This window comes from Aerococcus sp. 150760013-2 (genome assembly GCF_053627715.1).
The window spans coordinates 17,421-33,181 of record NZ_JBSEYI010000002.1 but is presented as its reverse complement, the minus strand read 5'-3'; the positions used below and the strand labels follow the sequence as shown (position 1 = coordinate 33,181).

General features: G+C 40.0%; 18 protein-coding genes. 2 read left to right on the top strand and 16 right to left on the bottom strand.

Going from position 1 to position 15,761, the window contains the following annotated elements:
* Window positions 1-9 precede the first annotated feature (9 nt).
* From ACUW85_RS01405 to ACUW85_RS01370, 8 genes are all read right to left on the bottom strand, one after another.
* Window positions 10-927, bottom strand: a complete 918-nt coding sequence (locus ACUW85_RS01405; RefSeq protein ID WP_259345330.1) for a MetQ/NlpA family ABC transporter substrate-binding protein — start codon at window positions 925-927, stop codon at window positions 10-12.
* A gap of 35 nt (window positions 928-962) precedes the next feature.
* Window positions 963-1,640, bottom strand: a complete 678-nt coding sequence (locus ACUW85_RS01400; protein ID WP_069285620.1) for a methionine ABC transporter permease — start codon at window positions 1,638-1,640, stop codon at window positions 963-965.
* Window positions 1,640-2,713, bottom strand: a complete 1,074-nt coding sequence (locus ACUW85_RS01395; RefSeq protein WP_154837014.1) for a methionine ABC transporter ATP-binding protein — start codon at window positions 2,711-2,713, stop codon at window positions 1,640-1,642. The genes ACUW85_RS01400 and ACUW85_RS01395 overlap by 1 nt, the downstream gene beginning before the upstream one ends.
* A 332-nt stretch (window positions 2,714-3,045) precedes the next feature.
* Window positions 3,046-3,405 carry a 50S ribosomal protein L20 gene (gene rplT / locus ACUW85_RS01390; protein ID WP_048726710.1) on the bottom strand — a complete coding sequence of 120 codons (360 nt, stop codon included), beginning with the start codon at window positions 3,403-3,405 and terminating at the stop codon, window positions 3,046-3,048.
* A gap of 53 nt (window positions 3,406-3,458) precedes the next feature.
* Window positions 3,459-3,659: a 50S ribosomal protein L35 gene (gene rpmI, locus ACUW85_RS01385; RefSeq protein ID WP_003142016.1), complete on the bottom strand. Its 201-nt coding sequence runs from the start codon at window positions 3,657-3,659 to the stop codon at window positions 3,459-3,461.
* A gap of 26 nt (window positions 3,660-3,685) precedes the next feature.
* The gene (gene infC, locus ACUW85_RS01380) at window positions 3,686-4,207 is read right to left on the bottom strand and encodes a translation initiation factor IF-3 (RefSeq protein ID WP_081453827.1); all 522 of its coding nucleotides are present in this window, start codon (window positions 4,205-4,207) and stop codon (window positions 3,686-3,688) included.
* 269 nt (window positions 4,208-4,476) lie between these two features.
* Window positions 4,477-4,917, bottom strand: coding sequence for a hypothetical protein (locus ACUW85_RS01375; protein WP_182023048.1), 441 nt, complete (start codon window positions 4,915-4,917; stop codon window positions 4,477-4,479).
* Window positions 4,918-5,014: 97 nt separating this feature from the next.
* A complete protein-coding gene (locus ACUW85_RS01370; protein WP_149358383.1) occupies window positions 5,015-5,830 on the bottom strand; it encodes a MetQ/NlpA family ABC transporter substrate-binding protein in 816 nt (271 codons plus the stop codon).
* A 197-nt stretch (window positions 5,831-6,027) separates the two neighbouring features.
* Here ACUW85_RS01370 and ACUW85_RS01365 point away from each other — a divergent pair, with 197 nt between their 5' ends.
* Window positions 6,028-6,561 (top strand): DNA-3-methyladenine glycosylase I, encoded by a 534-nt coding sequence (locus ACUW85_RS01365; protein WP_149358384.1) that lies wholly within the window; start codon window positions 6,028-6,030, stop codon window positions 6,559-6,561.
* Window positions 6,562-6,677: 116 nt separating this feature from the next.
* Window positions 6,678-7,868 carry an HAD family hydrolase gene (locus tag ACUW85_RS01360; RefSeq protein WP_048726727.1) on the top strand — a complete coding sequence of 397 codons (1,191 nt, stop codon included), beginning with the start codon at window positions 6,678-6,680 and terminating at the stop codon, window positions 7,866-7,868.
* A gap of 320 nt (window positions 7,869-8,188) precedes the next feature.
* On the opposite strand, the gene thrS is transcribed toward ACUW85_RS01360, so the two are convergent.
* From thrS to coaE, 8 genes are all read right to left on the bottom strand, one after another.
* Window positions 8,189-10,117: a threonine--tRNA ligase gene (gene thrS / locus ACUW85_RS01355; protein ID WP_182023047.1), complete on the bottom strand. Its 1,929-nt coding sequence runs from the start codon at window positions 10,115-10,117 to the stop codon at window positions 8,189-8,191.
* A 427-nt stretch (window positions 10,118-10,544) separates the two neighbouring features.
* Window positions 10,545-10,997: an Asp23/Gls24 family envelope stress response protein gene (locus tag ACUW85_RS01350; RefSeq protein ID WP_149315012.1), complete on the bottom strand. Its 453-nt coding sequence runs from the start codon at window positions 10,995-10,997 to the stop codon at window positions 10,545-10,547.
* Window positions 10,998-11,091: 94 nt separating this feature from the next.
* Window positions 11,092-11,298 carry a DUF2273 domain-containing protein gene (locus tag ACUW85_RS01345; protein ID WP_059349071.1) on the bottom strand — a complete coding sequence of 69 codons (207 nt, stop codon included), beginning with the start codon at window positions 11,296-11,298 and terminating at the stop codon, window positions 11,092-11,094.
* Between the two features lie 44 nt (window positions 11,299-11,342).
* Entirely contained in the window at window positions 11,343-11,915 is a 573-nt protein-coding gene (gene amaP / locus ACUW85_RS01340) for an alkaline shock response membrane anchor protein AmaP (protein ID WP_149358385.1), read from the bottom strand.
* Between the two features lie 109 nt (window positions 11,916-12,024).
* Window positions 12,025-12,969, bottom strand: a complete 945-nt coding sequence (gene dnaI, locus ACUW85_RS01335) for a primosomal protein DnaI (RefSeq protein WP_003142001.1) — start codon at window positions 12,967-12,969, stop codon at window positions 12,025-12,027.
* A gap of 2 nt (window positions 12,970-12,971) precedes the next feature.
* Complete coding sequence (locus ACUW85_RS01330; protein ID WP_182023046.1) at window positions 12,972-14,522, bottom strand: DnaD domain protein; 1,551 nt, start codon at window positions 14,520-14,522, stop codon at window positions 12,972-12,974.
* A 22-nt stretch (window positions 14,523-14,544) separates the two neighbouring features.
* Window positions 14,545-15,057 carry a transcriptional regulator NrdR gene (gene nrdR, locus ACUW85_RS01325; RefSeq protein WP_016897724.1) on the bottom strand — a complete coding sequence of 171 codons (513 nt, stop codon included), beginning with the start codon at window positions 15,055-15,057 and terminating at the stop codon, window positions 14,545-14,547.
* 79 nt (window positions 15,058-15,136) lie between these two features.
* Window positions 15,137-15,745 carry a dephospho-CoA kinase gene (gene coaE, locus ACUW85_RS01320; protein ID WP_182023045.1) on the bottom strand — a complete coding sequence of 203 codons (609 nt, stop codon included), beginning with the start codon at window positions 15,743-15,745 and terminating at the stop codon, window positions 15,137-15,139.
* Between the last annotated feature and the right edge of the window lie 16 nt (window positions 15,746-15,761).

Here is a 15,761-nt window from a genome sequence, read left to right as displayed (position 1 = left end):
TCGAATTGGTTATTCAGCTGGCTCGCTTTGGTTTACAACATCTTCAAAGTCAGCTGCGATGTCATCGTTGTCTGTCCAAGCTGGTTGGTCAGCGCCTGATGTTACTTCGTCAATTTTAGCTGCAGTTTCGTCAGATTGGTAAGCTTCCACAATTGTTTGGATATCTTCATTTTCCGCATCTTCAGATCTTACAACAACAGCATTTTTGTATTGCGCACCTAAAGAACCTAAGTCATCAGTATCTAAGAAAATTGAATCTTCCTCAGGTACTAAACCGGCATCTACTGCGTAGTTAGTGTTGGCAACTACTAAGTCAGCATCAGCAAGTGAACGAGGTACTTGAGCTGCGTCAACTTCAGTAATTTCAATGTTTTTAGGGTTAGCAGTGATGTCTTCAACACTTGGTGTAATACCAGCAGCATCATCCACTTCAAGTACGCCTGCTAATTCTAATAATAATAAGGCACGACCAGCGTTAGTCACGTCGTTAGGGATAACAACTGTACCACCATCAGCTAAATCATCGATGCTTTCTAATGATTCTGAGTAAGCACCCATTGGAGAGATATATGTATAACCAACTGGTTGTAAGTCAGCATTGTTTGATGCCACAAATTCAGCTAAGTAAGCTAAATGTTGGAAGGCATTTAAATCTAATGAACCATCTACTAAAGCAGTGTTTGGTGTTACGTAGTCAGTAAAGGTTTCAACATTTAAGGTGATGTCTTCATCTGCTACACGTTCAGCAACGTCTTCCCATACTAAACGTTCAGTATCACCAACGACACCAACAGTGTATTCTGCTTGTTCTTCAGTTGCAGAATTTGATGCAGCTGAATCACTTTCGTTACCGGTTGTACCACAAGCAGCTAAAGCAATGATTGAAGCAAAGATTGTTGCAGATAATTTTAATTTGTTATTCATCATAATTCTCCTCCAAAATTTGATTAGTGACAGATTTTTTAGTGCTCTACTTTTTTCACCAAGCGATCAGCGATAGCTTGAGAGATAAAGACAATAATTAGGATAATGATTGTAGAAATAATCGTTACATCTGTTTGGAATCGGTTATATCCGCGTGTGATAGCCAAGTTACCAAGACCACCACCACCGATAGTTCCGGCCATAGCTGTTAATCCAATCACATTGATAATTGACAATGCAGATACACGGATAATACCTGGTAAGGCTTCTTTTAAGTAAACTCTGAAGACAATATCTCCAGTAGACAAGCCCATCGCTTGTGCCGCTTCGATCACGCCTGGGTTAACTTCAACCAAGGCATTTTGAATCTGACGGGCATAGAATGGCACAGTAGCTACGACTAATGGCACGATTACTGCAGTTGTACCGATTGAAGTACCAGCGATGAGTCTAGTGATATTAACTAGTAAGGCAATCATAATAACGAATGGAATAGACCGGAAAATATTCACAAACTTGTCTAAGACACCGTAAACGGCAGCGTTGGCTTTTAATCCTTTAGGTTGGGTTAAGACTAACCAAACACCTAATCCAAGACCAAGAACAAATCCCAGTCCTGCAGTCCAAAGTGTCATATAAAGTGTTTCAATTGTTGCTTCTAGAAATTCATCAGGAATACTTGCTGCATTTGGTAAGATACTTTCGATAAAATTCATTATGCATCAACCTCCTCTTGAATATAGTGGTCGCCTTCGACTTTGTATTCTTCTAAAGTGATACCTTCGTAAGTAATAAAATCAATAGCTTCTTGTACGTTTGCATCTTCACCACTTAGGCTTAGTAATAAGGTACCCACTGGAATATTTTGTAAGATTTCAATGTTACCGAATAAGATGTTCGCTTTCACTTGGAATTGTTCTGTTAATTTTGAAATTAACGGATCTCCAGTTGAAGCACCTGAGAAGGTCACCCGGATTACGCGGTCAGCTGGGTGAATATTCAATAATTCTGGTTTGCTTAAAACTTCTTGAATGCCCTTTTCAATTGGAGACGCAGACTCGATAAAGTCTTTGGTCAATTTTTGTTGTGGATTTCTAAAGATATTGAAAATCGTATCTTGTTCAACAACCGCACCATGCTCCATTACCGCCACACGGTTACATATTTCTTTGATTACGTGCATTTCGTGGGTAATGATAACAATTGTTAGGTTTAAACGTTCATTCAATTCTTTCAATAATTCAAGGATTGATGAAGTTGTTTTGGGGTCTAAGGCAGAAGTCGCCTCGTCACATAACAAGACATCTGGATCATTAGCCAAGGCTCTCGCAATCGCTACACGTTGTTTCTGTCCCCCGGATAGTTGGCTTGGGTAAGCATCTTTACGGTCAGCTAATCCAACTAATTCCAACAACTCATGTACTTTCTGTTTCTTCTCTTCCTTAGATAATTTAGAATCCTTCAATGGGAAAAAGACATTGCCCTCAACCGTTCTCGCATTCATTAAATTAAAGTGTTGGAAGATCATCCCAATTTTCTTACGAGAAGCACGTAATTCTGCTTCTGATAAGGCATTAATTTCTTTATCATTTACAATTACTTGCCCAGAAGTTACTGGTTGCAAGCGGTTGATAGTACGAACCAGTGTGGATTTACCAGCACCAGAGTAACCAATCACGCCAAATATTTCGCCCTCAGCGATTGAAATATTGACATCTTTTACTGCATCAACGGTACCATTTGGTGTATCAAATTTTACCGCGACGTCTTTTAAGTCGATAATTGACATCTGCTTCACCTCTACATTAACTTATAAATTTTTCCTTTTTACGCTATCGCTTCATTCTATCATAAGATGACTTACTTTAGTTTAATCTTGATTGAAACCGCCACTAGGCAATAGCATTTTCTATCATCCTCTAATATTCATGATTCATTTTTTGAAAAATGGACCACGGCTCTTTCTAACATATATTTTACCAAGTGTTAGGTGTTTTGGATAATACGAATATTTCATAACCCTTGATAGTATAAATAGAACACCAAAATATTTTGAGCTCATAAACAAAAAAGTCCAGTAGACACTCGCTAAAAGCTAGTGCTACGTGGACTTTGATTGATTTATTTGTTTAAAGCTGTTTTCGCTTGTTCGCAGATAGCTGCAAATGCATCAGCATCGTTAACTGCTAATTCAGCTAACATTTTACGGTTCATGTCGATGTTAGCAACTTTTAAGCCGTTGATTAATGTGCTGTAGCTCATTCCGTTCATACGAGCAGCTGCATTAATACGTGTAATCCATAAACGACGGAAGTCACGTTTCTTTTGACGACGGTCACGGTATGCGTAAGTATGAGATTTCATTACAGCTTGTTTAGCTGTTTTGTATAATTTAGACTTCGCACCGAAGTAACCTTTTGCTAACTTAAGATATTTTTTACGACGACGACGTGTTACTGTTCCACCTTTAACTCGAGCCATTTAATTTCCTCCTTTTGGTACTGTCCAGTCCGTGACTGAACGCTTAGATAATCTTATTTGTAAGTGTCCATCATTTGTGAGATACGTTTAATATCTGTTGAATGAACTGTAGTCGCTTGTTTATGTTGACGACGTTGTTTTTTAGTTTTACCGTGGAAACGGTGAGAACGCTCTGAATGACTACGTTTTAGTTTACCTGAAGCAGTCTTTTTGAAACGTTTAACTGAAGCGCGGTGAGTTTTTTGTTTTGGCATGTTTTTTCCTCCTAAAAAGTGTTCAATTATTTGTCAGCAGTTGGTGCCATTTGAAGGAACATTGAACGTCCTTCCATTTTTGGTCTTTGTTCAACTTCTGCAACATCTTTAAGCTCTTCTGCAAAGCGTTCTAGCACTTCGCGACCGATTTCTTTGTGCGTAATAGCACGTCCACGGAAACGAATTGAAGCTTTCACTTTGTCACCTTTTTCAAGGAACTTGCGAGCTTGACGCAATTTTGTATCGAAATCATTTTGTTCAATCGTAGGAGATAAACGTACTTCCTTCAGACTGACTTGTTTTTGATTTTGACGTTGTTCACGCTCTTTCCGTTGTTGCTCATAACGGTATTTACCGTAATCCATGATGCGGGCAACTGGTGGTTTTGCGTTTGGTGATACTAGTACTAAGTCAAGTTCAACTTGTTCAGCTTTATCTAAAGCCTCGTCTTTACTTAACACACCTAATTGTTCACCTTCAGAATCAATTACACGAAGTTCACGTGCACGGATATTTTCATTTACGAACATATCTTTTGCGATAGTAATACACCTCCATTGATGCTGTATAAAAAGAAATTTTTCTGCAAGATTGCATAAATCTGTATGAAAGAGAAATTTCACATAGAAAAAACGACGGATAGCACAATCACTACCCGTCGTATTAAGCACACAGATCGAGTCTGTGTGAACTGAATATCTATCAACCCGAGGACGTAACTTGTCAACTCAGGTGAGAAACGGGTGTTTCTGCTTCTTTTCTCAACTCCAATAGCATAACACCCTGCAATCTCTTTGTCAATCATTTCTCTCAAATTTTATACTTTAGTCAGCTCGCGGATTGGTTGCCCTTTTTCATCGTAGATAAAGTCCTTGACCCGCTGGCCATTCCCCATTGCAACAAGTAGCAGGTCACGATAAGGTTCTGCTAATTCTTCAAATAGGAAGGTTTCCTCATCTAATTGCGCCAGTTTCCGTTTACTGTCAATCTCACCAGGACTTCTCCACTTACATTTAGTCGATGGTAACTTGTCCAAATGCCGTTTCTCAATACGATAGTAGTAATTGTCATCACCATATGTAATTTCTAGGGCACCTGAATTGGTCCGTCGTTTATTCACATCGGTATACTTTTCTTGATGAAGTGTCCACCAGCTTTGAATCCCCTCAAAGGCCGCTTCTTCGCTAGCATATGATCCATGTTCCTTTCGAACACCATCGCGTCGATTTTCCCAGTAGTTTGTGTAAACTTCCACCATGTACATCACTCCTATTCTCTTGATACCCCTATCATATAGGAAACGGTCTATCGATGTAAACGCTTTCTATAAATATTCACACTTTCTTTCGGATTTCTTAATCTGGAATGATCCAATAAGTTTCATCTGAATTATTATTGATTTCTTCTATTTGCGATTGAAAATCGTCCGAATTATAGATATCCACGACTGCTTGCACCCAATCTTCTTCCGCTGTTTCAGGAGTGGAAACTACAGCTTGCAGTAACAAGTCTTCCCGCACATCCTCCGCTAATAACATAGTTGAGAAGTCAACGCCCGCGTCATAAGCGATTGAGCCTGGAATAATGGCGTAGGCTAAATCTTCCAAGGTTCTTGGGATTGACGCTGATTGCATTGGTACAATTTCAATGCCCGCCGTATTTTCTGAGATGTCATCAACCGTTAAACTTTCTAGGTTGGCATCCTCATTTAATTTGATCCAGCCCGCTTTCCGCAAAACGAGTAAAGCTCTCGTATAATTTGATGGGTCATCCGGGATACCCACACGGTCCCCGTTTGAGACAGCAGCCAAATCATCCTTTGTACCTGGGAACAAACCTGTTGGCACAGTCGGTACCGGTGTCACAGCCGTTAGTTCTGCACCCGCTTCTTCATTGAAGTTGGCTAAATACAAGGAATGTTGGTCAACATTTAAGTCTGCTGACCCTTCTTGTAAGGCAACATCCGCTGACCGCAAATCCGTAAACTCAATTTCTTCAACTGTATAGCCTTCTTCTTCTAACTTAGGGGCCACTTGGTCTATAAATAACTCGCTATAAGGACCGGGTGACGTCGCGACTCGAATAGTAGTGTCCTCACTACTATCACTAGAACACGCTGCAAGCACCATGGCCGATAAACCCAACAACCCCAACTTCACAAAATGCTTCATAATACTCTTCCCCCATATCAAATTATTTTCTTTTCACAACTTCATTATATTGAAGGATTCAAGATATTGATAATACCTTACTTTAATCAAGAGTAATCGTTTATAACGAACCCAACTATTATAATTGGATTAAATTTGCTATAATTTGGACACACTAAGAAATCCTAGTGAAACTTGCAAGGTGAAGGAGTTTTTTCATGGTCATACGCTGTCAATTTGCCAATACCCCAAACATGATTGCTTACCATGATGAGGAATGGGGTCAAGATAAACCCACTAGTCAGGAAGTCTTTGAGGCCCTGTGCTTAGAATCCATGCAAGCTGGTTTATCCTGGGCTATTATCCTGAAAAAACGGCCAGCACTAAGAGCAGCTTTTGCTGATTTTGACCTGGAGGCCTTGGCCAAGTTTGATGAAGCTGATGTTGACCGGCTTATGCTTGATGAAGGGATCATTCGTCACCGCCAAAAAATCCAAGCTATGATAAATAACGCCAAGTGTGCGCTAGCAATCGAGGAGGATACTCATTTCCCAAGTTTTAGAGATTTCATCTACCAAACAGCAAAACAATTGGTGGTCGAATTTGACGGAAAAGAAGACGAAATCAATAAAGCGCTGATGAAATTACTGAAGAAACGCGGGTTTAAATTTGTCGGGCCAACCACAATCGAATCATTTCTAGAGACGATTGGTGTCTATAACCACCACGACCCAGAGTGTGACTTCAGGTAAAGATTTCATTTACTTAATTATGACTTAGATTTTACATGAAATTATTACGCTTACTTTATAATGTGATGTAAGTTAGTGATAAATCAATTTATTTATAAACATGCGAGGAGATTTTTATGCCATTAAATATCAACCAACAAAAATGGGACCCCTTTGTTATCCAACGTCTGAATACAGTGATTCGTGAATCAGCTTCAGAAGCAATTGTAAGCAAGCAAGATACTGAATACGCTATATTTGATTTTGACAACACTACAATCATGCATGATATTGAAGACCATCTGATGATGTATATGATTGATCACTTGGCCTACAAGATGACACCAGATGAATTCTATGACGTCTTAACTACAGGCCCAATGAATTTCAACCAACCTATTTTCCCGAATTCAAAAAATATGGCAACTTATATTGATTTGGCGGACGACATCATCGCCCAATACCAATTCTTATATACCGACTATATCGCCCTAGACGAGAACGAACGCTTGCCACTAGAACAAGTGAAGGAATGGACCCAATTCAACGAATTTGCAGCGAAATTGCGTTTGTTCTACCAACTAGCAGGTAGTGAATTCCGAAGAACCCCAGGCGAAAACTCTCCGATTTACTGGTTTAAAGGCTATACTGTTGAAGAATTTAAAGCCCTATCTGTAGCTGTATTCCAAGATGCTTTGAATAAACCAATCGCCCTACGCCGACTATTTTCTAGCCCACATATTAAGAGCAAGGTCGGAAAAGTAGAAGCCTCTTTCGAACAAGGGATTCGAATCCCAGATGAAATCTTACATTTATGGCAAGTGCTTAAAGACAACAACATCACCATCTATGTCATTTCCGCTAGTCCAATTGACTTGGTTCGTTCAGTGGTCACTGAAGCACCTTTCAACTTAGACGCAAGCCAAGTTTTCGGCCAGTGCTACGACGTGGATGAAAATGGCATTATGGATTCACGTCTAGAAGAAGGCACCTTTATCACTAAGGGCTTGGGAAAAGTAGAAGTGATTAAAAACTTCATGGTAGCTGATCACGGCAAGCAACCAGCTATGGTATTTGGCGACTCTATGGGTGACTACCCAATGATGACGCAATTACCTTTCGTGAAGTTAGCGGTATTATTCAACCGTTATTCTAGTGACCAAACCCAACAATTAATCGTTAAAGGGATCAACATTTACCGTCAAGACGACGCCAAATTGGTAATCCAAGGACGCGATGAAAATAAAGGAACCTTACGCCCAAGTATGGCAACCATTCCATTAGGTCACTTAGAGCCCGTATTACAAGCCGGGGAATTATATTTATAGAAATAGCAGTGAGATTGGGTGAAAATTCAATCTCTCTTTTTATTTGTGCATAGTAAAAAACGCCAATAACAAGTGTTATTGGCGTTTTTTTACCTTTATATCAGTAGGGCGTCGACTCTCTAACCCTGTTTAGTCGGGTGCGCTCGACCATCTCAAGTCCACTTCAGAATAGTTGTTGAGCTTAGCGGTCTCGCTTACACCCTTTAGTCGGGTTCGTCCCTCCAGAAAGGACTGCGTTTCAGATGAAGTTATAGCTGACTGTGTCATCTACTGTCTTCATCTTCCAACGGTTCCTTTCTTAGCGTCGGGGCTCGCACCCTTTATTTATATTCTTTGATGTCTTGTTCTAATTGCGCTAAGAATTCATCAAACGGCATTGATAGTGTTTCTTTTGAACCATAGCGACGTACTGTTACTGTGTTTTCAGCGATTTCGTTGTCACCAAATACCAATTGGTATGGAATTTTAAGGGTTTGTGCTTCACGAATCTTGTAACCCATTTTTTCGTTACGATTATCCACTTCAACACGCATACCAGCAGCCTTCATTCGACGACGGATTTCTTCAACATGGTCACCATGTGCGTCATCGTTAACTGGGATTAATTTCGCTTGAACTGGTGCTAACCAAGTTGGGAAGGCACCTTTGTATTCTTCGATTAGGTAAGCTACGAAACGCTCCATTGTTGAAACGACACCACGGTGGATAACCACTGGACGGTGCGTATCTTGACCGTCTTGGCCAACGTAAGTTAGGTCAAAGCGTTCTGGTAATAAGAAGTCTAATTGAACAGTAGACATTGTTTCTTCGTTACCTAAAGCAGTTTTCATTTGAACATCTAATTTAGGTCCATAGAACGCTGCTTCACCAATGGCTTCAAAATATTCTAAACCTAAGTCATCCATTGTTTCTTTTAGCATTGCTTGTGCTTTTTCCCACATTTCGTCATCATCAAAGTATTTATCCGTATTCTCTGGATCACGGTAAGATAAACGGAAGCGGTAGTCTGTAATATTAAAGTCATCATAGACTTGTTTGATTAATTGCAGTACTCGCGTAAATTCTTCTTTGATTTGGTCTGGACGTACAAAGATATGCGCATCATTTAAAGTCATTTCACGTACACGTTGTAAACCAGATAAAGCGCCTGACTTTTCATAACGGTGCATCATACCTAATTCCGCAATCCGAATTGGGAATTCACGATAAGAGTGAATATCATTTTTATAAACCATCATGTGATGTGGGCAGTTCATTGGACGTAAAACTAATTGTTCACCGTCACCCATATCCATTGGTGGGTACATATCTTCATGGTAGTGGTCCCAGTGTCCAGAAGTTTTATAAAATTCAACATCTGCCATAATTGGTGTATACACATGCTCATAACCTAGTGATTCTTCTTTATCAACGATGTAACGTTCGATAATACGACGAACAGTTGCACCTTTTGGTAACCAGAACGGTAAACCAGAACCAACTTCAGGATTTACCATGAAGATATCTAATTCTTTTCCTAATTTACGATGGTCACGTTCTTTAGCTTCCTCACGTTGTTTGATGAATTCTTTCAAGTCACGTTTCTCGAAGAATGCTGTACCGTAAACACGTTGCATCATTTTGTTATCTGAGTTACCTCTCCAGTATGCACCGGCAACAGATAATAGTTTGAATTCTTTAATGTAACCAGTTGATGGTACATGGATTCCACGACAAAGGTCAGTGAATTCACCTTGTGAGTATACTGTTAACGTTTCATCTTCTGGTAAATCTGCGATGATTTCCAATTTATATTCATCATCCGCAAAGATTTCATTTGCTTCAACACGTGTCACTTCACGACGTTCAATTGGATAATTCTCTTTTACAATTTTAGCCATTTCAGCTTCAATTACTGGTAGATCTTCTTCAGTAATTTGTTTTTCTTGGTCCGTATCATAATAATAGCCTGTTTCAATGGCTGGACCGACACCAAATTTAATGCCTGGATACAAACGTTTCATCGCTTGTGCCATCAAATGAGCAGTTGAGTGACGTAAGATACCTAAAGCATCTTCATGTTTAGGGTCAACGATTTCAATCGCGCCACCTTCATTAATTGGGGCATTTAAGTCCACCAATTCACCGTCAATTTTAGCCGCTAATGCGCGTTTTGCTAATGAGTTACTAATTGATGCAGCAACGTCACGACCAGTCACACCTGCATCGAATGATTTTTTAGCCCCATCTGGGAATACTAAGTCAATCATGTTTTTCCTCCTTTTTCCTTTTGAAAAATAAAAAAGCCCCATCCTAGCCTAAAAGACTAGAATGGGACGCTAATAAACAATATGCGTGGTTCCACCCAAGTTCGATAATGTATGCAGGGCATACCTTATCCTCAATTGCTGATAATGGGGGCAACCCGTACACCTTATCACATGTGCATAATGCCATCTGTTTCGGTGCTATCTAAAGAGTGGTTCGCTATATGATCTTGCAAGTTTCTCACTAACCAACTTGTCCCTAATGTCCAATCCTAAAGCTTGTCTCTTATCATCGATATAGTTATCTGATTTCAAAATAAGTATAAGCATCGAGCCTATAATTGTCAAACAAAATTCATAAGAAACCGTTTCACATAGGCGATTTCAAAGAAAAAGAGACGAGTGTAAATTCGCCTCCTGTAGGTGAAAATTATTGTACGCGTGAACCGTCAGTGTATTGACCACTTTGGTTTGCTTGACGACGTTGTTGCTCAGCTGCACGTTTTTGTTCATTTTGGTCACGTTCATACTCAGCTCGTGTTAACACGTCGTTTACGTTCATGTTCACTTCAACAACCGTTAAACCGGTCATTTGTTGAACGTTTTCTTTCACTGCTTTAGTCACTTTGTCAAAAGCGGCTGGAATATCTTTGCCATATTCAGCAATCACTTCAAGGTCTAAAGCTACTTCTTTTTTACCAACTTCTGCGCTAACACCTTTAGTTTCGTCTTCGCCGTTTGAGAAGAAGTTCATAATTCCTGAAGTAAAGTTGCCTTTTAACTCTAAAATACCATCAATGTTTTGAACTGTATAAAAAGCAATTTTTTCCAATACACGGTTTTCAAAAGTTAAATCATTTGTGTGTTTTACGTTTTCTGACATGTAAAATACCCCATTTCTTTTATTATTAAATTATATAACCAATAAGTTTTAATCATCATAGCAAATTTATCTACTTAACTCAAACGATATGACGCTAAAAATTGAAAAATGAGAACCAGCTTTCTAAGTCAATTTGACCATCAAAATATGCCCCTGCAATGTATCCAATTACTGAGAATACTAGGATAAATAAGGCAGGTCCAAAACCTAACCACATCCACAGTAAACCAAAAATGAAAGCAATCAGTCCGCCAATAATACGATTTCTATATGGATACCAACTACGTGGTGGTTGTTTCATATGCTCTGTGCCCCCTATCAAAATTCGGTCCTATTTGACCAAGATTATCTAACGCGCGCCTGGTTTTGACCGCGACTTTGTTGGCTTACCTGGCTCGCATCATACGGTGCGGCAGATACTTTTACATTTTGAATATTTGTCCCTAAAACGCGTTCTGCACCAAGTCTTGCTTTTTCTTCGATTTGATCAGAAATCGCTTGAACTGCTTGGTTTTTATCTGTAGCGTAATCAACAGTGACTTTAGTATTTTCTGGTTTGCGTCCAAATTTCACTGTCACATTTTTATTAGACGCTTCTTTCACATCTAATAACTCTTGGTGTACCGCATGTACAACTGTATCACGGTTTACTTTCACCTCACCAAAATCATTAGCTACTTTCAAGGTACGTGATTTTGCTGGTGCGACCAATGCCCAAATTAAAGCAACCGCAAAATAAATAAATGCAAGTGCCAATAGCACAATGACCGTATTCACTAATATTTGATTAGACACAATATATTGGTCAACAAAGTCACTTACGTATGGTATTGGATAAATGACTGCAGCTGTTGCCACTACCGCTAATAAAACTAAGAGTGAAAATAGGATTTGAAGGAACTTTCTTAATCCACCCATTCACTCACCTCCTTCATCTAGCTTCTATATATGATATAAGTATAGCTTATCATTTTAAAGTTAAGTGTACAAATATTTTGCTGTGAAAATGGCAATAAAAAAGAAGGTATTAACCGTTACGACGGTCTCTACCTCCAACTGTAATTTCTTCACTTAAATACTTGATTCTTTCCATGATACGAGCTGATTTTGCCACATCTACCCCTTCTCTAGTCGTCGTTAGAAATTCTTCCAACTCAGCCATTGAGAAATTAGAGGTAAAGAAAGTCGATAACTGCTCTTGCATCCGGTATTGCAAAATAACACCCAGCACATCATCGCGGACCCATTCACTATTAGATTCAGCACCAATATCATCTAACACTAGCACTTGCGCCTGCTTGATTTCATTGACTCTTTGGTCAACAGTATTGGTCCGGATACGTGATTTCAGATCTACTAACAATTCCGGGTAATGTACCAAGGTAGATTTGACCCCATGCTCAGCCAAAGTATTTACTAAAGCAGCCAGGATATGGGTTTTCCCAACCCCAAATTGCCCATGTAGGTACAAACCCTTATGATAGGCATTTGGCTTACTGGTATAGGCTGAAATAAATTGTAGACTCTTTTGAATCGCTTCAAATCGGTCTTGATAGTCATCTTTCGTCATCTTTTCAAAAGAAGCTGACCGCAGACTTTTCGGCATAGAGACCATAGTCACCCGCTTGTTCAATTCTTCGGCCTCTTGTTGTTGGATAAAGGCTTCAGTTGGATGATAATCCACATCGATAAAGTTCACGTTCATAATCAAATTTGGCGCATATTGGACGAATTTCTTTTGGCCCAAAGCATCGTTACCATTCTCGCGCGCAAACTCATATAATTTTGAAAATGATTTCTTCACGATTTCATCTTCAAAGGTTAACTGATGTTTGGCAAGAAAAGCCTGGACATCTGGATCACTTTGAACAATGCCTTCGATTTTTGCTTGTCGCTCTTTGAACATGGGGTTGCGGTTGAACTGCTGTTTTAATGAGTCCCCCACATTTTTCATTTGGTTGTTGTCAGCCATACTTACTCACCTTCTTTTTGATTTAATGAATGCAGTAATTGTTGAATTTCTGCTTCTTGCGCACTTAAGGATGCCTTATTTTCTTGCTTGACTGCCGTGTCTTGCTTAGGCCCTTCTTGGTCACCTGCCTTTGGCGCCACCACTGGTTTTTGATATTTATCCTGTCTTGAATCAGGGTCTAACCATTTTGGTTTAACTGACTGCTTCTGCGTCTGATAACGACCTTTAGCCATCCGGTTTTTTTGTCGTTTTTCATAATTTTCAGCACTCTTCTGTTTACGTTGCTTCAAGTATAACATGGCTTCTTCAGGCTCAACCACCTTGTTTTGACGCCAGTCATCAGCAACACTCTCTAGGTATGAGCGCGTCAGCCGGTTCTGTTCCAACTCAATCAAACAGAATTGCACCATTACATTTAAGGTCGCCGGCTGAATTACTTCTGACTGGATTAACTCAGTAATGGCGTTCCCCTCGGACTTAGTGAGATAGCCGCTCTTTTGTTCCTTAATTGATTTGGCAAAGGCAATTGGTGGATAAGACCTAGCCAATTTAGAAAATGACAACTCTTCTTTTGAGAGCCCTTTCCCTAGCCATTGTTGATCAGCTTGATCTGCCTGCTGGCGACCTTTGGCCTCTGAAACTGTAATCCGGTCCGTTAAACCGCTACTAGTCCCTTGTGTAGATGCCTTTGCTGGCTGAACATTGCTTATACCTGTTTGACTGCTCGATTTGTCTAAAGCCAGGCGCTGCAACTTGCGTACGTCAATCGTATTGGTCCTTAGATCAGTCGCTGATAAGGCCAATTCTTTCAAGTCCACCTCATCAAAACCATAGAGTTGATGTAAGGATACAAACATCTCGTTCACTTCAGCTGTAATAGCTTTTTCAGAGATGAATGACGATTGCAGCAACTCTTTTAAGGTGTTCATATCTAAGGTTGAACTAGTGATTGTAGTTGCCTTGGTTTGACTATTTTTAGCTACCAACTTATCCTCAATCTCATCCGAAATGGGATAGTATTGACTTGGTAATCGGTAGACATCTTGGAAAGTAGCAGTCACTTCCGTCCAATCTCCTGATTTCAAGTCTACTGGCATTTTGATTGAAAACTTGTCTAGCATCAATTGATAGCGGTCTTGACCCAACCGGCCCATTAAAAGACTAGACATAATCGGGTCAGAGAAAATGTGCTTAGAATCCAAAGGTGCTTGCAATTGATAAATCGTCGTCACATCATCTTGATTTTGATGACTACTTATTTCAAAAACTTGTAATAAGCCAATTGCTTCAAGTTGCCGTCTGGCCTTCACGTATTGCTCCTTACCAGCCACCATTTGTTCCATCAAATCGAAGTGGCGCAAAGGGATTGAGGCAAAGTCAGACAGTTGAATATTGGCATATAAAGTCTGGTAAAAGGCGTAAGCAGTGCCGCCAATAATGGGTTGGTATAGATGAAGTAGGACTTGCTGGTCAATATCTGAAATCCAGTGGGGTTGGGTAATTTGAACAAGCCCTTTTGGATCTAAATTTTGCCATGGGTATGTCACTGGCATTACCCTCCCTTCTATGAAATATTTAGTCTTCTACATGATCTTGGTTTGATTCTTCAGGTTTCGCATCGCCTTCACCCTGGTCATTCCGCCCTCTTAACCGTTCGATTTCTCTTAGGAAAACAGTCGGATCCTCAAATTGTCGGTATACGCTAGCATAACGAATATAAGCCACTTCATCAATATCTGGTAAAGCCGCCATCAATAATTCCCCAATTTCAGAAGCTGGTACCTCATTTTGGCTACGAGACCGCAGCTCAGATTCAACATCATTGGCTAACTGTTCAAGTTGGTCAGCTGATACAGGACGCTTTTCAGCAGAGCGGATCAGGCCACGCAAAACTTTCTCATGAGAAAACTCTTCTCTAGTTCCGTCACGTTTAACGACTAATAAGGGTGTTCGTTCGATGCGCTCGAAAGTGGTAAAACGGGCGCCACAGTCTAAGCACTCTCGACGTCGACGAATAGAGGTATTATTCTCCGCTGGTCGACTATCAATTACTTTTAAATTGGTTGAAGCACAATTTGGACATTGCATATATTTGACACCTCTGCTTTCAATTTTAATATACTTGAATAATTGCTCGATTTATTATAGCACAAAGGCTATTAAACCACTATTTTAGCGGTTGAAAGCCAGAGATGCCGACCCATGCATCCAATTGTTGTTCAGTATCTGTAATAGACCCCGAATTATCAATCACCACATCCGCCATCATGGCTTTTCGTTCAATGGACATTTGACTAGTCATTCGTTGAAACGCCTCAACTGAAGTTAAGTTATCCCGCTGTATTAACCGGTCTAACTGAATGGTTTCTGACACATAAATAACCATCACCTGGTCACATGCATCCACGAAATCTCCTTCAAATAATAAAGGAATGTCCATGACAATCAGTTCATGTCCTTCCGCTTCATACTTGTTTTTTTGACTGTTTAACCAGTCGCGAATAGGTTGATGTAACAATTCATTCAGCTTCTCTCGTTCCTTATCATCTGAGAAGATAATTTGGCCTAGTTTCTTACGGTCTAAAACCCCATTTGGAAAGACAATATCCTCTCCAAAATGCGCTTTAACCGCTTCTAAGCCTGGTTGTCCTGGTTCAACAACCACCCGCGCCCCGTAATCTGCATCGATGACTGGAAACCCGGCTTTCTTAAAAAATTTACTTGCTGTTGATTTACCTGTGGCAATACTGCCGGTTAGTCCTAAAATATGACTCATAGTGCCTCCGTTCTAC